We start from the raw sequence: 23,314 nt of genomic DNA on the forward strand, positions 1-23,314 counted from the left end.
GATGCGTGACAGGGCGGGGAACGACAGGACGAGTCTCAGAGCCGAAATGCTGTCGCTCCTGCTCGAACCGTTAGGGGTGGACGCCGTGGCCGGGCCGGCTGCACTCCAGCGATTCGCCAAGGAAGTGGACGCGGTCGCCCAGACGGCTGGGTGCGCCGGCCTGCCACCGTCCGGGAGCACCCTTCCGTGGGTGTCCGACGCGGTGGCTGCGTGCGTCGAAGAACACGAACTGGTCCGTCTGATCACGGAGGGGGGCCGGACTCCGGCGCCGGACGGGGGTAGATTTCTCCGGGAACTGAAGCGGCTCGAAGGGCTACGGACTCACCTCCGGGCACTGGAAGGTGTGCCGGTGGAAGCGCTGCGGGCGGACGCCGCAGCGGTGGTAACCGCGGAACGACTGCTGTCCGAAGTCCTTGAGCCGTGCCGTCGTGCGGACCAGGAATGGCCCAAGGAGATCTGGCACTCGATCCGTCAGATCGACATCGGACCCGCGCTGGCCGACCTGAGTCGTCGACCAGGAGGCCGGAAGGCGGCGGAGGCGCGCGAGCTCGTGCTCAGACACAGTGTCGCGGCGGCCCGGGACCTGCGGAACCGGGAGCTGGTGCCACTACTGGAGAAGGTGCGGGACTTCGTCGCCGCGGAGGAGTCGTACGAGACGGTCCTGTACGAGCGGTCACAGTGGTGGCGCTGGCTCGCACCGGACGCGCGGTCCGGGTTCAGACCGGATCGGCGTGACGCTCTGCTCTGGGCGATCGAGGCCCGTGACACCGGTGTCGTTTCCGGAAGCACGGTGGACATGCTCGCGGACGACAGCGTGCGGGCGGTGATCGGGCACGGGTTCGCGACGGCGCCCGTGGGCACGGCCGTATCTCAGGCCGCGCCCGCCGCGAGCTCGGCCGCACGGCTTACGGCGGGGCTGCCGGCGGTCGCCTCCCGGACCGACATCGACGAGCTGCGGGCGTTCGAGTCCTGGTACAGGAAGAACGCCGAGTTGTTCGACCGCGTGGCAGCGGCCATGGACCTGTGGCGAACCGAACCGGATCTCCGCGAGGCCCTGGTGGCCCTGGCCGGCGGGCTCGCGTCCGGGGCGGTGGACACGAGCCGATCGGCCTACCGCGACATCCAGACCACTCTCCGGGAGGAGGTCGAGGCTCGTCTTTTGCGAACGCCGTACTCCGCGCAGGTGATCGAGAGCGAGGACCTCGTCGGCGTCATCAGCCGCATCGGGGCGCTCGAACGCGAACTGCGCGATGCCGTACGAGTCATGCCCGCGGCGAAAGGCAGGCTGCGCGTGGCCATCGCCGGAAGAACCAAGTCCGGGAAGACCACGCTCCGCAAAGCGCTGACCCACGACGCGGATCGGACCGGGATCGGGCGAGGGGCGCACCGCACCACGCGAGAGACCTCCGCGTTCCACGTCGGCTCCGTGACGTACCTCGACACGCCCGGCTTTGCCGCGAAGGACGACGACCTCGACGCCACGTGCGCTCGAGCCGCGTGTGACAGCGCCGACGCGGTGATATGGAACTACGCCGACACCCTGCGGGAGGAGGAGTCCGCCGAGCTCCAGCGACTCCTCCTCGCAGGGAAACCCCTGCTCGCTGTCGTCAACGTGAAGGGACGGGTCGACGAACCGCACCGCCTTCAGCGTTTCGTCGAGAACCCGGAAAGAGAGTTCGCGTCGGCAGCGGGGCACACCGTGCGGATCGAGCAGGTCTGCAGAGCGGTCGACGTCGCACCGCCCGTCGTTCTGCTGGTCCACTCCGGTGCCGCTCATGAAGCGTTGTCCACGGTGGATCGCGCGCTGGGAGACAGGGCCCTTCGGGCGAGCAGGTTGCCCGAGCTGGAGCAGTCCCTCACCCGGATCCTGGCCGAGCGCGCGATTCCGCTTCGTGCGGTTCGTCTGGCCGAGGGGGTGCGGGTGCCGGTCGCCGCGTTCCACGAACGGCTGATCGAGGAACTCCCCGGGATCGCTCTCGCGCTTGGCGAACTCGAACGCTCTACGTCGAGTGACCGGGCCGCGTTGATCGGGGCTTTCCGGACAGCGGGCCAGGACGCGCGTGACCGGCTCGAAGCCGAGCGTCACCGTGCCAAGGAGCGGTTGCCGGATGTGGTTCGGGACCTGGGCGGCATGGATGACGCGCAGCGGTGGAGCGATTTCGTCACCGGTCTGGAGGTGGAAGGACTTCTCTCCGGTCTCGAGAACGAGTTCGAGCTGGAGGCGCGGAAACGGGGGATGATCCTGCGCCCGCCGGTGAGCACCCCGGAGCACCGGGACGACACCCGGCCGCGTGTACGACCGCGTCCCGATCTGAAGGAAAAGGCCGTGAACCTGGGCACGGCGGCCGCGAAGGGCGCGGCGACAGTCCTTTTGAGCTCCGTCGCCGTCAAGGGGATCCCCAAGAAGCTCGCGGTCTCCCCTCCCGCGGTGACGGTGAGCTACGTGGCGGAGACCCTAGCCGGAGCGGCGAAAGCGGTGAGCAGCGAGCTTGACCGCGCGCGGAGGGCGAAAGACAGGTGGACCAGCGCGACCACGACGGAGGCCGAGGCATGCCTCGATGAACTGTTCGATGGGCTGGCGGCGTGGTTGGCTCGCATCAGCGACGACGCGACGGTTCACGTCGATGCCCGGTCCGAAGCGCGGGCGGCGGACATCAGCAGCACGCGGAAGCGGTTCGAGCGGCTCTGTCGGCTGGGGCCGGTCGTGCGGTCCGCCCTCGAATCGATCGACCTCGTCCTGGCACGCCGGCTCCTGGCTCTCGCGGGCGGGGATCCGGTGGCCATCCGTCTGGCACGTCGGACGCCTGGAGTCGCACTTCGTGTCTGGACCGACGCGTCCCGCGTCGCGCACGTGCGGGCTTGTCTGCACGACCAGTTCGTGGATGTCCTTACCGAACGGATCGAGATTCACACGGATTCCGGATGCCTCGGCACCCGCGCAGGGAGCGAAGGGAACACAGATGACTGACGGTGATTCGGTGGACGCCACCGAGGGCGATAGGGGTCCGAGCGCTCCTGTACTTGCGCTGGCTGCGCGGGCCGAAAAAGTCTTGAACGCCCACCATCGAACTCGCGGCCTGACCGCGAGCCTGCCTCGTGCGGACACGAGCCCGCTGCGGATCGCGTTCATGGGCCCGTACAGCGCGGGGAAATCCACGCTCATCGCGGCACTGCTCCGGCTCCCGTCGGCCGAGGTCGACGAACTCGTCGACGCGGCGCCCAAGACGCATGAGCCGACGTCGTACGAGTGGAACGGCGTGACGCTCCTCGACCTGCCCGGGACGCTGTCGGGTATCGACGCGCACTCCGACGCGGCACGGCGCGGCGTGCGTGGTGCGGACGCGCTGGTGATCGTGACGACGAGCGAACTGCCGGGTGAAGCGGAGACCAAAGCGATTCTGCGGACGCTCGACGCCGACGGGTTCGCCGACCGAAGTGTGGTCGTCGTCAACAAGATGAACGCCGAGAACAGTGATCGCGACGTCATCCTCGACGAGGTCCGCGGGCGACTCGGATCCTTCGCCGATCGTGTCCCGATCGTCCCGGCCGACGCACGCGACTATGTCGACGGGGTCAATGACCCCGGGCTCTCGGCCGCTCAGCGTGAGTCGCTTGTCACGGAGAGCGGTATCGACGCTCTGACGGCCGAGTTGCGGAGAATCATCGCGCCCGGTGTCAGCGGTGTCCGGCCCCAGGCACAGGCCTCCGAACTCCTTCGCGTACTGGCGGACGCCAGACGGCAGTGGGTGCTGACCGGCGAGGAACTCGGTGCCGTGGAGACCACGAAGAAGGTTGAGGAGTCGATGTCCCGGGCGAGGGAGCGCGTCCTGAGCGCCCTGGAGAGGGAGAGCGAAGTCGTCGCTTCCAGGATCACGACGGCCGGAGTCAGAGCCGCTGCCGGCGTCTCGGACAAGGGCGGCGCCATCCCCGGTCCCGTCGCCCGCGCCGTTCAAGAGGAACTGGAGTGCGCCAGTTCCGAGTTCGACGCGAGATTTTCCTCGTCGGTGAGGACGGCGTTCGACATGCTGGTCGCCGAGTACGGAACCGGTGTGCCCGAGCCCGACACCTGGGCGAGCGACCTCGAAGCACCCAGTACGACGATCAACGCGTCCCCGGGCGACGCGTCACCCTTGGCGCATGGGGTGAAGGAAGCGGCGAAGAAGGTCGCGAAGACGGGCGGCGCGAAGGCCCACGAGTGGATCGGGAAGGTCGCCGACGGCGGCAACGCGCCGGGTAGCGCGGCCTCCACTGTTGTGCAGAAGCTCAGCAGGACCCGGGTGGGCCAGAAGGTCCTCGACGCCGGAGGGAAAGTCACCAACGGTGCGGGGAAGTTCAAACCGTGGGGCAAGACCAAGGCGGCCGGCAAGGTAGCCGGTGCGGCCGGCAAGGTGCAGTGGGCACTGGCGGTCATGGGGCCGTTGATGGACCTGACGAGCGTCGCACAGGATCAGAGCAAGTGGATGGCGGTCAACAAGCGGCGGAAGCAGATAAGAAATCACTTCGATGAGGAAGCGCGCGAACAGCGGACCGCTCTCATCGAGTCCGGCGGGCTCTACCTGAGCAAGTGGACCACCGAGGTGGAACGGTCGCTCAGTTGTCTCACGAAGCGGGGTGCGGAGATCAGCGCCGAGCGTGAATCGGCGTTGGCGGCGATCGGGGGGCTCCGCGACGAGGCCGAGAAGCTGGTCGGGCCGCTCCGCTGACCTGGCAGTCCCTGATCCCGGGGCGAACCTGCTCCATGACCACGCGACCGCCGGGACGGGTGCGGCTCAGCCTCCGAGGCGAACCCCGCCGACCGCGCCCTGGCTCCACGGCCGGGGAGCTCGGACCCGTCGGTGTGTCGGTGCCTTGTGCTGTCGGCACAACGGAGCGCGTCGTGCCCGACCGGGCGGACTGCCTGATCACCCTGGACGCCGCGGACGCGCTGTGGGTCGGTCGACGCCGTTCCGACGGCTTCCGGGGCGCTCACCCCTCACCCGGTCGTGCCCGGACGAGGTAGGTCCTTGCTCGGGTGTCGTTTGGTGGCGACGGTCGAGAGGCGGCAGTCAGCGGCGCGTCGCGGGGGAACTGCGGGAGCCTGGCGGAGCAGGGCGCGAGGACGGACGGCTGCTGTCGCCGCCGGTACCGGGCCCTCCCAGCGCCACGGCCTCTCGACGTCCCAGCCCCGCTTCTGGTTGCCTGAGGACGGTCGTGTGTGTACGACGTCAACGCGTTGTTGATGGGGGCTCCAATGGGTCCTCGTGTACGCTCGACGGTATGAGTGAAGGGGACGCAGCAGTGCAGGAAAGGCTCGTATCCGGTTCCGAGATCGCGCGCCTTGCCGGTGTGACGCGTGCGGCGGTCTCCAACTGGCGTCGGCGTTACGACGACTTCCCCTCGCCCCGGGGCGGGGGCGTCAATAGTCCGCTGTTCGCCCTGGACGAGGTGCAGGACTGGCTGGCGAGGCAGAACAAGGTGCAGGACATCTCGGCCGAGGTGCGGCTCTGGCAGGCGTTGCGGGCCGCCTACGGGGAGGATGTCGCCGTAGGAGTCGCGGACGTCGCCCGCCATCTGTCGGGACAGGAGCCCGCACCGGCCCTGCCCTCCGACGCAGCTCGGCTCTCCGACGAACTCGCCCGGACGGAATCCGCGGGCGCGCTGGTCGAGGGCCTGGTCGTTCGGCTTGCCGATTCGGCGGGCCGCGCAGGATCCGACAACGTCACCTCGGGGCGCATCGTCCGGGCCGTGCGCCACTTCGCGGGCGATGTACCGGCCGGGGCCGTGCTGTACGACCCCGCCTGCGGCAACGGCACCCTGCTTCTCGCGGTCGGCCCGGAGACTGGGACGAAACGATTCGGCCAGGACCGCAATCCGCACCGTGCCCGCCTGGCGCAGCTACGGGCGGAACTCGCGGGACGTACGGACGTCACCGTCGCCGCGGGCGACTCACTCGCCGGTGACCAGTGGCCCGAGCTCCACGCGGACCTCGTCGTCTGCGATCCGCCGGTGGGCATCACCGACTGGGGCCGGGAGTCCCTGCTGCTCGACCCCCGCTGGGAGTTCGGCACACCGCCCCGCGCGGAGGGTGAACTGGCATGGCTCCAGCACGCTTACTCTCATGTCGCTCCGGGCGGCCGCGTGTTGATGGTCATGCCGGCCTCGGTCGCGTACCGCAAGGCGGGCCGCCGGATCCGTGCCGAGATCGTGCGCCGGGGGCTGCTCACCCGGATCGTCGCGCTGCCCGCGGGTACCGCCGCCACGCACGCGGTTCCCGTCCACGTGTGGGAGCTCGAACGGCCGCGGGTTCCGGGTGACGCGCCCGGTGTCGTGCGGCTGGTCGACCTGACCGGGAACAGCCCGGACGGACCGCTGGAGCCCGCCCCGCACCAGGTGGCGGACGTGCCGTTGATCGAGCTCCTGGACGACGCCGTCGATCTCACGCCCGGCCGGCACACCGCGGCGGCGCACCGCAATTTCCACGCCGAGTACGACTCCCTGCGCGCGCGCCTTGAGCAGCAGCTGGAGCGGCTTGCCGTGCTGCTGCCCACACTTGCCGAGGGCGCGGGCCCCGGAACCCTTGACACCTCGACGGTCGGCGTCGCCGAGCTGGCCCGGGCAGGGCTCGTGGAGTACGGCGGGACGGAGCCGGTGTCCGTCACCGATCAGCTTGACACCGACTACCTGCGCGGCTTCCTGCGCAGCCCGGCGAACGTCCGCCACTCCACCAGCGCCAGCGGTACGTACCGACTGGACAGCAGAGGCGCCCGCATCCCGCAGCTGGACATCGAGGTGCAGCGCCGCTACGGGCAGGCCTTCAGAGAGCTCCAGGAGTTCGAGGAGGGGCTGGGTGCGGTGGCACAGCTCGGCCGGGAGGCGGTGGAGCTGGCCCGGGGCGGCCTGGGGAACGGTGCCCTGACCCCACCGCCGGCCCCGGTCGACTGAGCGCCGGGGCCGGTCACCGGCTGGCCGCGCGGGGCACGAACTCGCTCGGCACCCCGGTCCAGGAGACGGACAGTGCCTCCCTGGCGCGCGTGCATGCGACGAACAGCAGGCACCGCTCCCGCAGGAGATCCGATGCGTGCTGGATCGGGTCGAGCGCGGCCGGAGTCACCTCCCGGGAGAACGGCAAGGCGGTCGACGTCGCCCCGAGGACCCCGACGCACCGGAACTCCAGACCCTTCATCGCGTGCATCGTGGCGAGCCGCACCCCAACCGACTCCGGCCCGGGATGGTCACGGACCTTCACCACGGGGATGTCCGCCGCGCGCAGTTTCTCCGCCGCCCTGTCGAGGAGGAGGTTGAAGCGGGCACATACGCCGATCTCGGACGGCCGGATGCCCTGAGCGATCCATTGCTTCACGCGCTCGACCAGGGCGGCGACCTCGGCCGACTCGGAGTCGTGCTCCTCCACCTGGGGGATGCGGCCGTGCAGCAGGGAGCGGTACCCGGCGAGGCTGTCTGCCCCCTGCCCGCCGAGATCCTCGACGGTCACCGGCGTCAGGACGCCCGTGGACCAGGTCAGGATCTCCTCCGTACTCCGGTAGTTGATACGCAGGCGGTTCGACCGGCCCGCGACCGAGATTCCCAGCGATCCGAGGGACACCTTGGAGTCGTAGATCCGCTGGTGGGGGTCGCCGGTGAGAAACAGGTCGTCGCTCCCGGGCGCGGCGGCGCCCCGCAGCACCCGCCACTGGGCCGGGTGCAGGTCCTGGGCCTCGTCCACGACGACATGGTCGTAGCCGGGGCCGGTCCGCTCGAGGACGCGGGCGGCCCGGGCACACACCTGAAGGTGTGTGCTCACCCCGCGCTCGCGCAGGATCGACTCGAACAGCTCGACCGCGGGCCACAACTCCTCACGGCGAGTTGTGGAGAGCGCACTTCCCCGGCCCCGCCGCAGCGCGGTGCGATAGGTGTCGAGATCGCGGATGTCCTGCGCCAGGACGACGTGCCGGTACTCCTGGGCGAGGAACCGCTCGCTCCACGGCAGGCCCAGCTTCTTGACCACCCGCTCCCACACCTGCCGCTCGTCCCGGTCACCGATGGGCGACGGCGACCGGCCGTCGGCCCCGGTGACGGTGCGGTGCGCGTAGGCGTTCACCGTCGTCACGTCCACCCGGGCCAGCTGCTCCTCGTCACCGTCGAGGAGCAGGGAGAGGCTTTCCCGCAGAGTGGCGGCGAGGGCGTTGGTGTACGTGGTGAGCAACACACGGGTGTCGGGCGTGCGCGACAGCAGGTGCTTGACCCGGTGGAGCGCCACGACCGTCTTACCGGTGCCCGGCCCACCGGTCACCTGCACGGGGCCCGCGTACGAGACGCGGTAGGCGATACGACGCTGCGAGGGGTGCAGGAACACCCGCCAGGCGGCGAACGGCTTCTTTAGGGCGTCCGTCAGCTCCTCCGGACCGGTGACCAGGGTGATCCGGCTCGCCGTGTTGGCGATGACCACGGCGAGGCTCTCGTCGGGATCCGGGCCGGCGTCGGAGGGACGGCGCACGGCGACGACGTCCCGGTAGACCTCGTCCGGGCTGAACCCCTCGGCGAGGTACTGCAGCGCCTCGAACTGGTCCTCCGGCAGCAGCGTTCCGAACGCCTCCAGCTGGGGCTTGTCGATGACGGTACGCACGGCCCTCAGGACCTGCTCGTCGATGCCGAGGTCGCGCAGCACCTTGTCGGAGTAGTTCGCGAACAGCAGCGACGGAGCGCTCGCCGCCGCCTTCTCCAACGCCGGGGTGAGTTGCTCGATCGCGACGACGTTGCGCACCTCCAGACCCCGCGTCGCCGTGTTCGTGGTGTAGAGCCGCTTGGCCGCCCAGGTGTACGCGTCATCATGCGGAACGACGTTGACCAGCAGGAAGACGTCGCTGCCGTCGTCAGGTGCGAGGACGACGCCCCGCCAGAAGTCGTTGATGCGGATGGTCCGCATGCGGGGATCGCGAGCGTTGTCCACGGACTCCAGGTGCAGTCCCTTGTCCGCGTGCAGCTCGGCGACGGTCAGCAGCTGGAACTTCCCCATCGCCTTGCGTACACCGGCCTTTACGGGCTTCTCCAGGACGTCGAAGCTTTCCCAGAAGCTGTGGGCGAAAGCGAGTTGCGGCACGACGTGGACTCCCCACCCTGGACGGACGCTCAGCCGACGATCATACGGACAGGCCGGTACGCATATGCCGGGATACGGAAGCGACGTCGGCGAGCAGGGCGGCGGGTGTCTGGTCGAGGTCCAGGGCGTGCTGATGGATGACGATGCCGGCGTTCCGTACCCGGTGAGCCGCGTGCGGCTCGTTCCCCTTCGAGTAGACGAGGTGGCCCTCGGGGAGGCCGAGGGCGGTGCAGTAGGCCAGCATCTGGTATAGGTCGGCGCCCGGATAGCCGTCGCGCTTCTCTGCCTTGTACTTGGCGTCGACGACGGCCAACGGCGTGCCGTCCGGGCGGTACAGCACAAGGTCGGGCTTCATACGGATAGCGGCTGCTTCGTCGAGATGATGGGAGGCCTGGAGACGGCAGCCGAAGTCCGTCCCGCGTAGCGACTCCCGCAGCGCGATCGTCACGAAGTCCTCGAAGAGTTTGTTCATGTTGAGCAGGTAGCCGTCGATGCGCAGCCCGCCCGGCGCGTGTTCGGGCGACGCGTCGCTCAGGACGGCACGGGCGAGGTGCAGGGCTTGCTGGTATCGCGCGTTGAGACGGGACGGGTGCCAGGTGGGCAATACCTGCCCCCGGACGATCGGGGTGACGCCGGCGAGCCGCAACCGGTGGTGCAGAAGCCGGCGGCGCACCTCACGCGGCACGCCGGGCAGGCGGAGCAGTCGCTCGACCGCGGACCGCAGGATGCGGTTCTCGGCGATGTCGGTGGTGAACTCGTCGTATGTCACCTCGACCGGAAGGGCGGCACCGAAACGCCGCCGTATCTGGTCGGTCTCGCGAATCCGTCCTCGCACGACCAGAGCGGACTCCTCGGTCTCCCGGTACCCCTGGAGCAGCCCTTGCCGCAGCGCCCGCTCGATCTGCCTCTCCACTGCGTGGGCGAGGGCGGGGAGCAGGTCCTGGTGCTCGGCCACGTCGACCTGGCCGTCACGCCGGCCGCCGCGGGGATCGAGGCTGTAGCCGAGCAGGAAGAACAGCCGGGCGATGGGCACCTTGGGTGTGATCCGGACGGTCACGGGAGAAGCGAGGTCCGGACCGTCGACGCTGACGGCCCCGACCTTGCTGCCGGCCCGCAGCAGCCATCTGCCTGGCGTGTACGGATCGGGGGAGGCGTCCACGACCCGGGAAGCCGCGAGGGCCCGCCCGACCGCGTCCGGCAGGAAGTGACCGGTGGCGGGCGCATGCTCGACGAGCTCGACGGTGGCGATCACGCGGGCGGCTCCGGGAGCGACTGCCGCAGAGCCCCCAGCCCGTACCGCTTCTCGATGTCGACGCCCTCGCCGTAGTGGTGCTCTTCGAGGAGGGGAAGGATCTTCGTCCGCCAGGTCCGCTCCAGGCCGCCGTCCCGGTACACGCCCTTCTTCATCAGGTACGAGGGGCCGATCCGGAAATCGGGGTCCTCGATACGGGAGTTGAGGGCATCCAGCAGATCGGCCGGCTCGGATTCCTTCTCCTGGGACGTGAGCCAGCGGCGCAGCAGCCCGCTGGTCGGCTCGGTTCGCGGGGAGAGCTCCACGAACGCGAAACGGCGCCGCATCGCAGCGTCGACGAGCGCGATCGAACGGTCGGCCGTGTTCATCGTGCCGATGACGAACAGGTTGGGCGGCAGCGCGAAGTCGTCGCCGGAGTAGGGCAGCTGGACGCCACTGTCCCGATACTCCAGGAGGAAGTACAGCTCGCCGAAGACCTTCGCCAGGTTGGCCCGGTTGAGCTCGTCGATGATCAGGAAGTGCGGGATATGGCGGTTGCCCTCCTTGCTGGCGTGGTCGGCCAGATCCCTGAGGGGCCCCGCGGTCAGCCGGAAGGCGACCTCGCCGGTCGTGGGGTCCTCCTTGGGGCGGATGCCTTCCACGAAGTCCTCATAGGCGTACGAGGGGTGGAACTGAACCAGTTTCACTTGCTCGGGCCCGCCCCCCAGGAACTCCGCCAGCTTCAGCGCGAGGTACGTCTTGCCGGTGCCGGGCGGCCCGTAGAGCACCAACTGCTTTTCGTCCCAGAGGAGGTCACGCACCTCACGCAGCCACTCCGTGTCGTGCACCAGGAGCTCCGCTGCCAGCGCGTCCGTCGGTTCCGGCAGCTCCAGATCCCGTCGCACGGTGAGTGCGGGAAGCTCCATGCTCGGGTCGCGTTCTATGGCCTCGGCCTCGTCGGCCAGCTCCTCGTCGGTCAGGCCGAGTCCGTCGATCACCGCCTGGACGGAGGTGAGTTCCACGATGTCGTGCTGGTGGGACAGTTTCTGCCTCAGCTCCCCGGGGAGCTCGTCGTACGGGTGACTGACGTCCTGCCACGACACCGGTCGGCGGAGGTTGGACCGAAGGTCCTCGGATTCGGTCTGCTGCACCTCACCGGTGATTTGACCGACGTAGAGACGCCCGTCGGAAATGGTGCAGACGGTGTCGCCCTCCTTCATCCGGGACAGGAAAGCGTGCACTTCGTCGGTCAGCTGCTGCTTCTGGCCGTAGGTCGCCGTGGACTCGTAGTCCTCCTCGACGAAGGCGCGCACCTGCTCCTTGCTGATGCCCTGCTCGACACCCTGGCGCAGCCGGGGTGCCGCCAGGGTCACCCGCTCCTCCGGCAGCCACATGCGGCGCACGAGGTCGAGACCGGTGACATTGGAGCCGCGTACCAGCCAGGCGCGGTTGGGGCCCCACGACGCGCCAGGCATGAAGTCGCCGAGCGGGCGGCCGTCCTCGGTCCTCCAGGCGGCCCAGCCGTTGAGGCTGCTGCCGGTGAGGACGGACGCGGCTTCGGAGGGGGAGTTGAAGACGAGGTCTTCCGCCGTCTCAAGACAGCCGGGCCAGGTATTCGACGGTTTGATCATGCCGTGGCTGATCAACTGCTCGCGCTTAGTGAAGGCCGACGTCGCCCGGGCTGCGAACGAGGCTGCGACGTCCCTTCGGGCCGGCTGTCCCTGCCCGATGAAGAACTTACGGCTGCCGTTCGTCCCCATCTCGTTCGTCTGCCGCCCGCGTGCCACCGGTCCGCCGTTCGGCAGCCGCAGGAGAAACTCCGGATACTCCTCGGCCATGGTCGCGGCCTCCCCGTCCGTAGACATTGATCCGTAAGGAAGACTAGGCGGCCGCACTGACAGCAGGGGGCTGTCCGGTGGGGGCGGGAAGCCCCGGGGGAGGGGACGCATGAGTTATCGAGGCCTGGAATCACGGGCGGAGGGCGCCTTCAGGGAGACCCGGCAGGAGTGGCTGGAAGCCCGCGTTCAGGACCTTGCGAAGGTCCTGCAGAGGGATGGAGCCCAGTTGTACGAGCTGCTTCCTCCTGATCTTGGCGATCAGCGGGGCGTGGCGGCGGCCACCATCGCGCGAGTGGCAGCGGACCAGGCGCGGGCACAGTCCGTGGGTGACACGGTTCGCTGGCTGGAACGGCTCATCCCGGGTGCCCACCCCCACGACTTGACGGATTCGGTGCGGGGACTGCGTGCCCGCCTCGCCCCGGGTGACGAGCCCGCCCTGTGGTCCTGGAACGCCAGGGCCTGGGAGGAGATGCTGCTGTGGTGGTGGGGACGGAACCAGCCTGGCACCGGTGACACGGAGCGGGACCTCGCCGAATGGAGTTCACGCTGGTCGGCGGATGTGCGGTGGGACGATTCCCTCGACCGTCCCGAGCGGGCACCCCGCCGCCACGGCTGGGACCTCGTGACCCTGGCGGAGTTCTTCACCCACGAGCCCGAACCGCTGAGGCTCCTCGCGCGGGCCGTGCTCGATGCACCGGAGACGGCCGCGATGGTCCAGGACGCCGTCCTCCTGCGCGAGGAGCACCTCCAGGGCGCCCGGCACCTGGCGTGGCTGGCCGAGCAGCAGGCGTGCGTCCATGAGCTCGAAGTCTGGCGACGCAAGCAGCAGGCGAAGGGCTCGGAAGCGACGCGCGCCTTCCTCGTGGAGCTCTCCGAGGCCGTCAAGAGGTACATGTCCGTCGTCCTCCAGCCCGTGATCGATGCGCTGCCCGGCTGCGAGCGCGCTCTCCTGAGCGACAGCAGGCATGGTCCGGGGCGTTCCGCCGCCGACTACCTGGGCTCCTTCCTCGACTTCCTCGACTGGCAGGGCGAAGACCCGGACGACGCCGAGGTCGATCTGCGGGCGACGGAACTGGCGGAACGGGGCGGGACCACCTGGCACGGGATGGAGGGCTCACTGCCAGTCTGGTACCACATCGTCACTTCGCCCCAGGAGAGAGCGGCGGCGAAGGCATACTCCGGGACGCCGTCAAATTCTGTCCTGCGTGTCAGGACCGGTGTCGAGTCCGCGCAAGAGTCCTTCGACCTCTTCCCCAGCGGCATGTGGGATACGGGAGGCGAGTCCGAGTGGTACCCCGAGCCTGGAATCGACGTCCGCTACGACGGCGACAGCGCGTTCGACCTCAGCGCACTGCTGGCCGTCGCGAGACTCGGCTACGCCCGCCTGGAGTTCCTCGTGGTGGGGGCCGACGGGGGAGTTCAGCGGCTGCGCACGGTCCTCGCCCGCGTTCGGGAGGAGGACGCCCTGGCCTGGCGGAAGTGGGCGCTGGCGGCCCTTGAGGTACTCGCTCCCGAGCCCGACGACCTGGCGGACGCGATCACCCGGCAGGACGACGAGGGTGACGGCGCGGAACCGGATGCGGACGAAGGTGACGGGCCGGAGGAGCGCCGAACGCCCGAGGAACCCGTCGTGCGTCCCGCCGGGGGGCTGCCGGCCGCTCTGCTCGGAAGGGTCAGGGCGCTGCTCCGGCAGGCCGAGGACTCGAGCGTCACGGAGCAGGAGGCCCGGACGTTCCTCGACAAGGCCACCGAGCTGATGGCCAAGTACGGGATCGAGCAGGCCATGCTCGAAGACGACTCCGATCCGGGCAAGCCGGTCGACAAGGTCGTCGATGTGTATCCCCCGTACGTGAAGGAGGCCAGGCGGCTGCTGAGCTGGATCGCGGGTGAGATGCGGTGCAGTGCCGTGTACCCCGGCGGCAAGGACAACCGGCACCGAGTGCATCTCTTCGGCTTCGAGGCGGACCTCCACGCGACCGAGGTTCTGTTCACCTCCCTGCGCCTCCAGATGTTGAGCGGGGCGGACGCCGCGGATTTCCGGCACCGGCCGGAGGGCGAGGACGCGCGCGCGTACAAGCGGTCCTGGATGCTCGGCTTCATCCGCGAGGTCACCACACGTATTGGCGAGGCCCAGCGGGCGGCGAGGGCGGCCGCCGACGCCGAGCAGCAGACCGACTCCCCGGGAGCGGACTCGGCCGGACGCAGCGTGGCCCTGGTCCTCGCGGACCGGTCCGCCGTCGTCGAGGCCCAGGTCTCCGCCCGCTACCCGAAGCTCAGCAAGGCCCGCCCGCCCAAGTTCAAGGGCACGGGCTACTGGCAGGGGGTGGCCGACGGGAAACACGCCGAGATCGGCGGGCAGGTATTGGTCGACGAGGAGGACATGGACCAGCTCACCCATTGAGACCGGACGAAGGGCCGCGGGCCAGGAAGATCGCGGCCCACACCGTCTTGCCGCCCGGCGGGAAGGGCACGGCCCCCCACCGGCCCCCCACCGGTCGGCGAGCCCGCCCACCAGCAGGAGCCCCCGACCGCCCTCACCGTCGGTCAGCCCCTCAGGCAGCGCCGGCAGACGGTCACCCCGCGCGTCGGTGACCTCGATGTGAAGGGCGCGGGGTGTGCCGCCGAGCAGCAGCCGGAGCCGGAATCCACGCCCCGGCACCCGTCCGTGCAGAACCGCGTTGGCGGCGAGCTCGGCGACGATCTGCTCGGCACGCTCGGTGACGTCAAGCGGAATGGCCCAGGTGCGGAGCTCCGTCCCCGCGAGCAGCCGGGCGAGCCGGGCGCCCCTGCGAGTGCCGGGGAGCAGCTGACTGAACATGGTTTCACCGGCAGGTGATTGAGTTGCTGTGCGGTTCATGGTGACCACGGTGGTGGCCGCGCAGGGTCGTACGCGAGCAACCCACTCCGTACGCAAGGTCAGCGTACGGGCACACTGGGTAGACAGTACGGAGCGTCGGCCGTCACTCTGGGTGAATCCGTCGCGGGGGAGGGCTCGCGGGGTGCGCACGTGGAGGTGGCTGTACATGGCGGTGTACGGCGACGACGGGGAGCGGAAGCCGGACCCCTCCGACAGCCTGCGGACGTTCGGGGCGGTCGTCCAGGCCCTGAGGGAGCACGCGGGGCTGAGCAGGGTGGACTTCGGGACGCAGGTCCGGTTCTCCAAGCACGCCGTGGAGTCGGTGGAGCGGGGCCGTCGCATGCCGGACGAGGTGTTCGTGGAGCGGGCGGAGGAGGCGACCGGCAACACGGGCGCGCTGAGGAAGTCGTCGCAGCACCTGTCGCGGGGAGAGCCGGGCCTTGCGGCGTGGTTCAGGCGGTGGGCTCGGCTGGAGCGGGTGGCGGTGAGGCTGTGTACGTATGAGTGCAGGCTGGTGCCGGGGTTGTTGCAGTCGGAGGCGTACGCGAGGGCAGTGTTCGAGGGCACCGTTCCGCTGGTGCCGGACGAGCAGGTGGAGGTGCTCGTCGCTGCGCGGCTTGAGCGTCAGAAAATGCTGGGCGAGCGACAGACCGTCCCGTTCAGCTTCATCGTGGAGGAGCACGTCTTCCGGCGCCGGTTCGGTGACGTGGAGAGGGTGCGGGAGCTGCTCGACTACGTTCTTGAGCGGACTGCGCTGCGCAATGTGGCGCTCAAGATCATCCCGCAGGAAGTCGGGTTGCATGCGTGTCTGGACGGGCCGGTACAGCTACTCGAAACGCCCGCAGGTCGCCGTCTTGCGTACTCCGAAGGGCAGCAGAACGGACGACTGATCGGCGACCCGAAAGAGGTGAGTCTCCTTCAGCAGCGCTATGACACACTGCGCTCGCAGGCCCTGAACCCCCAGGAATCGCGGGGTCTGCTGGAGCGACTGCGAGGAGAGCTATGAGTATGACGGAACGCTTCTGGTTCGAGTCCAGCTACAGGGGCAGTCAGGGGGACAGCTGCGTGGAGGTGGCCCTCGCCGAACAGGCCATCCACGTGCGCGACTCCAAGGACCTCACCCGCCCCGATTTCTCTGTCGGCCACGACAGCTGGACGCACTTCGTACGGTACGCCGCGCGCGGCTGAGCTCCCTTGTCTCGGTGGGCCCAGCCGCGCTGCGGCGACGGCTCAGCCGGCCTCGGGCCGGGCCTCGTGTCGAGGGCCCTGGCCCGGGGGCGGGGTGAGGGTCGACGTGTAATTCTTGCCGTCGATCAGGGGCGTCTCCATGGTGAGACCGGCCTCGGCCATGCGGTCGTACTCGGCGAGGACAAGACGCTTGGTGCGGTACTCGCCGTACTTGCCGATCTCGTTGTTCTTCAGACCGCCCTGCTTGTCGGTTTGGAATGACTCCAGGATGTAGTCGGCGTCCTCGCGAGAGACCCCATAGAGGTGGAAGAAGTACGCGTCGAGCTCGGCGCGGATCTGAGTGCGGCGGTCTTCGTTCCAGGCGAATGGGGCGCCGGTGTCACCGAGGTCGCGAGCCAGGGGTTCCATCTCCCAGGAGGAGTAGACGAGTTCCAGCACCCGTGGGGTGGCGAAGGCGGTATGGGGGCCCAAGTCGTCCGGGTGCGGGACGGGGAGCTGCTTCCAGGTCATCAAAGCCATGTGGATGCCGCCGACCTTCTGGCGGGCCACGAAGTCGAAGACCAAAGAGCTTTGGGCGGCGACCAGCGCCACCGCAAGATCGACCGAAACCGAGGGGAGCATGAGCGGGAAGGTGTGGCCGACTCCCACCTTCGGAAGCAGCGCTGGAATGGCAGTCCGCTCATCGGTCGTCCGGGCGACATCTCGCCACCCAAGGAGCCAGTCACGCCTCCAGTCGCCCAACCGTAGGTTAATGCCAGGTACGGTGACCTGCTTCCCTTTGCGTACGGTGAGGATTTCGTCATTCGCCAAGACCCAATTGCGGGGCAACGCCACGCCATGGGGGTCGTTCTTCTCTTCAGGTGCGACGGCCTCGTAATCGTTCTCGCCAGCCCCGTAGTACCGGTTCCACCTGTGGTCGAAATGGTGTGCCATCTTGCCCTCAAATAGCGGCAGCATCCGTTCGTTGTCGCGAATGAAGGTATAGCCATCGAGCTGCCATCCCTCGCGCTCCAGCACTGCACGGCCCTGGTAGAGGTCTGCGTCGTTGGCGCTGCGGAAGAGATACTTGAACGTGAGATGCCATGGGTTTCCTTGAGCGTGCTGCTCGTTGACCAGGACAGGGATGCGCCTTTGGATGTCTGCCGTTAGATCTGCGTCCCGGCGAGTACGAAAGACGGGAAGCGTTCCTGTGTTGGGGTTGATGAGGCTGATCTCGTCGGGTGACAGGGGGAAGGCGGCTTCACCGTCGGCAAGTTCGTCCGGGTGTCCCAGGAAGAACGCGAACTGTGCGGCCTCCTCCCTCATGTTGCGACCGGTCAGCGAGATCAGCGAGAACTGGTAGCTGGAGTGAACTGCCGGAAACAATCTCTCCCGCTTGCCGTTTTCGAAGTCGTACAGGTGCTTCAGTGCGCCCCGCCTCGTGAGGTCCTGGAACAGGAATTGGGCACCTGCGCCGGTGGCAATCTGTGTGGGAACGACTGTTCCGCACCGCCCCTCTGGCGCTGTCACGGACACGAAGCGCTCGGTGAACAGCTGGTCCACCTGGAGCTTGGTTACGCCCCCCAGCGTGAGTCCCTTTGCGCACAGAGGGAACACCCCGGAAACTCCCGCAAACATGAACGTAGACCTAAGTTTGCGCCGCGCAGCCAGGTACCGCTCGCTGTTCTCGGAGCTTTCCCCCATCCATTCTTCGATGCGCCGCCTGCGGGCTGTATCTCCGGAGATCTCGGCGATCGTGTGATCGATTCCGCTGAAGTATTTCTTGTCCTCGAATTCGAGCCTGTCCCACGGCGGGTTCCCCAGCACACAGCTGAAGCCCCCCGCCCACCCCGTCACCGGGTCGACCCCGTCCGCCGTCGGGTCCTCCGGAACGTTGAAGACCTCGGGGAACTCCAGGTGCCAGTGGAAGAATCGGTACTCCTGGCTCAGCCGGACGATCTCTCGATGCGTCTCCTCCAGCGCGCCCGCCCCCTCGCCCTCCTGGGACTGGAGCGACTTGAACACGCCCTGGGTGACCGGCGCCGGCGCCGTGTCCGTCTTCTCCCACATGAACGCGGCGCACCAGGCATCGGCGATCTGAAGGGCGTTGATGTAGGCGGGGGACTGCTCCCACAGGTGGTAGCGCTCCGCAAGCGCCCGGACCTGGCCCAACTTATCTGTCGGCGAGCTGTCCACGAGAGTCCGCAGTTCCGAGGCGAACTTCGCGTTCGTCACGCTCACCATGGCGGCTTCCGTGGCGTCCAGCGTGAAGACGCCCTTGTGCTGCTCCTTGTTCTCCCGCTGCCACCTGCGGGCGACTGCGGCGTCGTCACCCTCCACCGCCTTGAACGCCTCCTCGGGGATCCCGCCCCGCAGCAGCGCCGGCGTCGCCCCGATCAGGCCGTTCCCCAACTTGACGTGCGCGTCGAGGAAGCCGAGCGCCTTGCCCGGTTCCAGTGCCTCCATCCACAGCGACACCTTGGCCAGTTCCACGGCCATCGGGTTGAGGTCGACGCCGTACACGCACTTCGCCACGACCTCGTGCAGGGCGTGCCGCACGCTCTCCGGCGTCGGCTCCGGCGTGTTGTGACGAACCGCCGCCACCCGCTTGGCGATACGCCGTGCCGCAGCGACCAGGAAGTGGCCCGAGCCGCACGCCGGATCGCAGACGGTCAGGGACAGCAGCTCGGCGATCACCGTCTCGGCCGCTTCCGTGCCCGTCTGACGGGCTTCGGCGGCTCGCCGCTCGCCGCGCTCCTGGGCCTTGTCGATCACCGGGTCGAGCGTCGAGTCGAGGAGGACGTCGACGAGGGAGCTCGGGGTGTAGTACGAGCCGGTCTTCTTGCGCTCGTTCCCGGCTCGTACAACCAGTTCGAAGGAGCTGTTCTCGGCGCTGTACTTGGGGACGAGGGCGAGCAGCGATTCGTAGATCGCGCCCAGTTCCTCGGCGTCCAGCGTGCGGTAGTCGACCTTCCGCAACCGGCCGGCCTCTGTGTCCCGTACGACCGAGAGATGCCGTATGGCGGCGAGCAGGTACTCGTTGGAGAGGCTCATCCCGCGCAGAGGGGCGTCCGCGTTCGTCGCGTCGAAAAGGCCGCCAAGCCCCGGCAGCCCGAGTTCCGGACGTCCAGCCTCGTCGCCGAGCGCGTCCAGGACCAGGGAAAGGGCCTGGTACCGGTCCGTGTGGGAGGTGCCACGGCGGCGGCGGGAGTGCTCACGCAGACGGGAGGTGGAGAAATAGGCCGCGTAGCGCTGCCGGGCCTCCGGGCTTGTCTCCCGCGGGTGCAGGGCGTCGCGGTCCTCGGCCACGAAGACGAAAAGCAAACGATAGACGAGCCTCAGAAGGGCGCCGTGGAAGGCGCCGGCGTCAAGGCCGCTCCGTACGGCGGCGGCGTTGGCCGGGTGCTTCAGGAACCCCGTACCGAGCTCCTTGAGCGCCAGCCGTACGCCTTCGCTTATGTCGTCCAGGAAGCGCGCTCCGAGGCGGATCGCCGCGTCCCGCCAGACTTCCAGCCAGCAGTTCCACTGCGTCGCGGCGCCGTCCGGGGAGCTGAACCGGGAGGCGTGCAGCAGCCGGTACAGCAGGACGAACTCGCTGAACAGTTCGCCGTCGAAGATCGCTTCCAGGTCGAACTCGACGTACGACGTGGTGGCGAGGGCGTTGGAGTCGCGCAGCAGGCGGAGCTTGCGGCCGTTCGTCAGCAGGGCCCAGATGTGCGGGTCCGTGCGGTTCAGCGCCTCCTGGAGGAGTGACTGCGGAGCCGCCACTCCGGCGCCCTGGCGCTTGTCGAACTTGGTGTCCCAGGCGGTGATGTGCACGAGCGTGTTGTCGCGGCGGTGGCTGACCGCCCAGGTCCTGCTGCCGTCGGAGGCGACGATGCCGTCCGCCCCGACGGGGCTGAGGCGACCGAAGCCCAGCGCTTCGAACAGGGGCTCCACCCAGTTGGCGCGGGCGTAGCCGGTGCTGTCGGCGCGTACCGACGCCTCGGGTTCGACAGGCAGCTTCTCGCGCAGCTCGCGCCAGAGCGACTTGAGGTTGTCCCAGTGGCGCTCGGCCTCGTCACGGACGGACCGGGAGCCGGCGATGCGGTAGTCGGAGGGGGCCAGACCCCGCAGGTCCTTGGTGGACTTGGCCTCGGAGATGCGGACCAGCATGTCGGCCGGCAGCAGCGCGCCGACCGTGTGGACGGCGGTGAACACCTGGTTGCGGTTCGTGGAGGACATCAGGCGGACACTCCGGCGGAAGCGGCCGCGACGGCGGCGGGAGCAGCGGGCAGGTAGACGTACGTGCCGAGGATGTCGGCGGGCTTCTGGGCCGTGACCGTCAGGCCGCGGACGATCTCGCCCGACGCGGCGCGCACGCGGCGGTGCGAGGCGTCGAGCTCGGCGGCCAGTTCGTCACCGTACGCCGCCACGTGGTCGGTCACGCTCGGAAGCTGGTCGAGGATGTTGGTCATGGTGCGCTCACCGAAGTGCGGGGCGGTGTTCTCCGTCGCCGAGGCGTCGAGGAGCTCCACCGCTTCTTGCTGCCCCAGCCACACCGCGTTCTTCGGGGACCCCTGGAAGGCGACGAGTCGGGTGTCCTCGGCGATGAGCTGCTTCTCGCCGCTGCGGGACGGCAGCGTGAGGTGGAAGCGGAAGCGGACGAGGAGGAGCGTCGTCCGGGTGGTCACCGCGTCCGTCTTGATGACGCCGCAGCGGCGGGCCGGCCGGGCGCCGTCCGCCTCCGGGTCGAGGGCGGTGTTCAGCACGTGCGCGGCGAGCGCGCCGACCACCGGGTCGGTGCGGACCAGAGCCGCCTCGCCACGTCCTACGGCCGGGTCGGAGCGGAAGAGAATGGGTCGGTCCTTGTCGACCGTGTCCAGGCCCACGAGCGGCGCGAGCGCGTCCCGCAGCCCGGCGGGTGTGCCGCCGACCTGCGCGGTGAAGTCCTCGCCGCTGTCGCGCAGGACCGCGTTCAGGGCCTGGAGTGAGTGACGTACGAAGCTGCGGATCTCGCCCGCGCCGCCCAGGGCCTCGCGGATCGCGACGACCTCCCGGGCCACCTCCTCGGGGTGGATGGAGCGCTGGGCGAACCGCGAGCGGGACTCCTTCTCGCGCTCGGCGGCCGAGTTCCAGTCGCTCTCCAGCTGAGCCGTGCTCACTCTGAACGCGTCCGCGCCGAACAGCGCGTCCTGGTCCTCTCGGCCCCGCATGAGCAGCCACTCGACGATCGCGTCCGTGACGCCCGTGGACGTCTCGTCCGGTACGGACACGGAGATGCCCAGGTCCTTCTGGATCTGCCGGTGCTTCTTGATCAGCACCTTTAGGACGTTGCCGTCGATCCCGTTGTCCGCGCCGTACAGGGTGATGACGCGGACCGCGTCGCGCCGCTGGCCGTAGCGGTCGACACGGCCTTCCCGCTGGTCGTGGCGGGTCGGGTTCCAGGCGAGGTCGTAGTGGACGACAGCGTCGAAGTAGTGCTGGAGGTTGACGCCCTCGGAGAGGCAGTCGGTAGCGACCAGGACGCGGCGGGCGGCGGGGTCGTCGCCCGCCTGCTCGGCGAGCTTCTCGATCCGCTCGATGCGCTGCTGGGGCGAGAGCGTGCCGGTGACGGCCTCGACAGTGGCCTTGATCCCGCCCTTGTCCCTAAGCTTCTCCGCCACGTACTCGGCCGTCGGGATGTAGCGGCAGAAGACGATCGGGTGGTAGCCGTCGGCGAGCAGCGCCTTGAGGTGCTTGATCAGGGCCTTGAGCTTGAGGTCCTGCTCCGTCCCTTCCAACGCGGCCGCGCGGTCGGCGAGTTCGGCCAGACGAGCGCCGGCCTCGTCGGTCTCCGCGCCGGGGGCCACGTCCATGCCCTCCAGGCTGTCGCTGTCGGCGGCGTCACTGGTGAGGGGGGCGCCGAGCCGGTCGGCCTCCTCGGCGGACGCGGCCACGGCCGCCGCCGAGCGCGTGCGCAGGGTCTGGGACGCCGCCCGGGGCGAGGACACCAGGGAGCGCAGCAGGGCGATCGCCGACCACCAGGCGATCCGGGCCTCCCGCTTGCCCTGGGTGCCCGCCGCTTCGACCCGGTCGCTCGCATAGGCGATGGCGTCGTCGAGCAGGGCCCGGTAGGCGGGGGACAGCTTGTACGCTTCGTCCTTGGAGTAGCGGTCCGAGGGGAACGCGGTCCGTTCGGCCAGGCTGTCGTCGCCGAGCCCATCCTCCTTGGTGAGGTACTGGCGCACGTCGGCCCGCTTGCGGGCGACGAAGTGCGGGGCGAGGAGTTTGCGTCCCGCCTCCGACTCCAGGTTCACCTGGGCGAGTTCCGGCTTGACCAGGCCGAGGAGGTTGCGGAACGCGGACTCCTTGCCGCTGTGCGGCGTCGCCGTCACCAGGACCAGGTGACGGGTCTCGTCCTCCGCGACCCGGCGCAGCAGCTCGTAACGGAGCTGGTTCTGCGAACCGGCGGACACGTCGTCGGCGGCCACACAGGTGTGGGCCTCGTCCACGATCACCAGGTCGGGACAGTGGCGGACGAAGTCGTCCCGATGACGCGGGGACTTGATGAAATCGGTCGACACGATCACGTTCGGGTGCCGGTCGAAGAGCGACTGGCCCAGGTCCAGATCGCGTTCGAGGCGGGAGACCGTGGAGGCCAGGACGAGCTCCGCGTCGATGCCGAACTTGGAGCGCAGCTCCTGCTGCCACTGCTCGGCGAGCGCGGGCGAGCAGAGCACGGCCAGACCCGTGGCTTCGCCCTGGGCGAGGAGTTCGCTCGCGATCAGGCCTGCCTCGACGGTCTTACCGATGCCGACGTCGTCCGAGATCAGCATCCGGACCGTCTTGTGCCGAAGCGCCATGAGGAGCGGCACCAGCTGGTACGCGCGAGGCTCCACCGCGATGCCGGCGAGCGAGCGGAATGGTCCCGCCCCAGACCGGAAGCCGATCCGCAGGGCGGTACGAAGAAGCCCGGCCGCACGCTGGTCGCCGAGATCGCCTGCCTCGGGCGCCGCGAACTCGGCCCCCTTGACCTTCTCGAACGCTGGGAACACGGCGGCGATGTCGTCGTCGGAGCCGCCCAGCGGACGCAGCACCAGCAGATCGGGCGCGCTCTCGGGGAGCACCACCCACTCGCGGCCGCGGGCCGTCACCAGGGATCCGGCCGTGTACGTGAATGTCAT

At 69.1% G+C, this 23,314-nt stretch carries 11 protein-coding genes and 1 pseudogene; 6 read left to right on the top strand and 6 right to left on the bottom strand.

The features are described 5' to 3' along the window. The first annotated feature begins 1 nt into the window (after position 1). The 3 genes from ACIP84_RS31760 to ACIP84_RS31770 all read left to right on the top strand — a co-directional run bounded on the left by ACIP84_RS31760 (position 2) and on the right by ACIP84_RS31770 (position 6,921). Entirely contained in the window at positions 2–2,968 is a 2,967-nt protein-coding gene (locus tag ACIP84_RS31760) for a GTPase (RefSeq protein ID WP_401802543.1), read from the top strand. Then, entirely contained in the window at positions 2,961–4,703 is a 1,743-nt protein-coding gene (locus ACIP84_RS31765) for a GTPase (RefSeq protein ID WP_401802545.1), read from the top strand. Before ACIP84_RS31760 ends, ACIP84_RS31765 begins: the two co-directional genes overlap by 8 nt. A gap of 553 nt (positions 4,704–5,256) precedes the next feature. Next, complete coding sequence (locus ACIP84_RS31770; RefSeq protein ID WP_401802548.1) at positions 5,257–6,921, top strand: N-6 DNA methylase; 1,665 nt, start codon at positions 5,257–5,259, stop codon at positions 6,919–6,921. A gap of 13 nt (positions 6,922–6,934) precedes the next feature. Here the strand turns inward: ACIP84_RS31770 and ACIP84_RS31775 are convergent, their stop codons facing one another. Genes ACIP84_RS31775 through ACIP84_RS31785 form a run of 3 tightly spaced genes read right to left on the bottom strand, consistent with a single transcriptional unit; the run spans position 6,935 to position 12,172 of the window. After that, positions 6,935–9,076 carry a UvrD-helicase domain-containing protein gene (locus ACIP84_RS31775; RefSeq protein ID WP_401802551.1) on the bottom strand — a complete coding sequence of 714 codons (2,142 nt, stop codon included), beginning with the start codon at positions 9,074–9,076 and terminating at the stop codon, positions 6,935–6,937. Between the two features lie 40 nt (positions 9,077–9,116). Continuing rightward, positions 9,117–10,325, bottom strand: a complete 1,209-nt coding sequence (locus ACIP84_RS31780) for an McrC family protein (RefSeq protein ID WP_401802620.1) — start codon at positions 10,323–10,325, stop codon at positions 9,117–9,119. Continuing rightward, positions 10,325–12,172 (bottom strand): DUF4357 domain-containing protein, encoded by a 1,848-nt coding sequence (locus tag ACIP84_RS31785; RefSeq protein WP_401802554.1) that lies wholly within the window; start codon positions 12,170–12,172, stop codon positions 10,325–10,327. The genes ACIP84_RS31780 and ACIP84_RS31785 overlap by 1 nt, the downstream gene beginning before the upstream one ends. Before the next feature lie 265 nt (positions 12,173–12,437). Between ACIP84_RS31785 and ACIP84_RS31790 the strand changes: the two genes are divergently transcribed. Further along, positions 12,438–14,546: a DUF2786 domain-containing protein gene (locus tag ACIP84_RS31790; protein ID WP_401802557.1), complete on the top strand. Its 2,109-nt coding sequence runs from the start codon at positions 12,438–12,440 to the stop codon at positions 14,544–14,546. Positions 14,547–14,696: 150 nt separating this feature from the next. On the opposite strand, the pseudogene ACIP84_RS31795 reads toward ACIP84_RS31790, so the two are convergent. Then, positions 14,697–15,170 (bottom strand): annotated as a pseudogene (locus ACIP84_RS31795) (ATP-binding protein); the annotation flags it as partial. On the opposite strand from ACIP84_RS31795, the gene ACIP84_RS31800 reads away from it, so the two are divergent. Then, a complete protein-coding gene (locus ACIP84_RS31800; protein WP_401802560.1) occupies positions 15,169–16,008 on the top strand; it encodes a helix-turn-helix domain-containing protein in 840 nt (279 codons plus the stop codon). The pseudogene ACIP84_RS31795 and the gene ACIP84_RS31800 overlap by 2 nt on opposite strands. Continuing rightward, positions 16,005–16,190 (top strand): DUF397 domain-containing protein, encoded by a 186-nt coding sequence (locus tag ACIP84_RS31805; protein ID WP_401802562.1) that lies wholly within the window; start codon positions 16,005–16,007, stop codon positions 16,188–16,190. Before ACIP84_RS31800 ends, ACIP84_RS31805 begins: the two co-directional genes overlap by 4 nt. Positions 16,191–16,232: 42 nt before the next feature. Here the strand turns inward: ACIP84_RS31805 and ACIP84_RS31810 are convergent, their stop codons facing one another. Then, complete coding sequence (locus ACIP84_RS31810; protein ID WP_401802565.1) at positions 16,233–20,393, bottom strand: Eco57I restriction-modification methylase domain-containing protein; 4,161 nt, start codon at positions 20,391–20,393, stop codon at positions 16,233–16,235. Continuing rightward, entirely contained in the window at positions 20,393–23,314 is a 2,922-nt protein-coding gene (locus ACIP84_RS31815; protein WP_401802568.1) for a DEAD/DEAH box helicase, read from the bottom strand. The genes ACIP84_RS31810 and ACIP84_RS31815 overlap by 1 nt, the downstream gene beginning before the upstream one ends.

It is taken from the genome of Streptomyces sp. NPDC088707 (assembly GCF_044752725.1).
In the GTDB taxonomy this organism is placed as follows: domain Bacteria; phylum Actinomycetota; class Actinomycetes; order Streptomycetales; family Streptomycetaceae; genus Streptomyces.

Excerpts from the sequence above, each read along its gene's own strand:
- ACIP84_RS31760 (WP_401802543.1), top strand. The coding sequence starts at position 2 with ATGCGTGACAGGGCGGGGAACGACAGGACGAGTCTCAGAGCCGAAATG.
- ACIP84_RS31765 (WP_401802545.1), top strand. The coding sequence starts at position 2,961 with ATGACTGACGGTGATTCGGTGGACGCCACCGAGGGCGATAGGGGTCCG.
- ACIP84_RS31770 (WP_401802548.1), top strand. The coding sequence starts at position 5,257 with ATGAGTGAAGGGGACGCAGCAGTGCAGGAAAGGCTCGTATCCGGTTCC.
- ACIP84_RS31785 (WP_401802554.1), bottom strand. The coding sequence starts at position 12,172 with ATGTCTACGGACGGGGAGGCCGCGACCATGGCCGAGGAGTATCCGGAG.
- ACIP84_RS31800 (WP_401802560.1), top strand. The coding sequence starts at position 15,169 with ATGGCGGTGTACGGCGACGACGGGGAGCGGAAGCCGGACCCCTCCGAC.
- ACIP84_RS31805 (WP_401802562.1), top strand. The coding sequence starts at position 16,005 with ATGAGTATGACGGAACGCTTCTGGTTCGAGTCCAGCTACAGGGGCAGT.
- ACIP84_RS31810 (WP_401802565.1), bottom strand. The coding sequence starts at position 20,393 with ATGTCCTCCACGAACCGCAACCAGGTGTTCACCGCCGTCCACACGGTC.
- ACIP84_RS31815 (WP_401802568.1), bottom strand. The coding sequence starts at position 23,314 with ATGACATTCACGTACACGGCCGGATCCCTGGTGACGGCCCGCGGCCGC.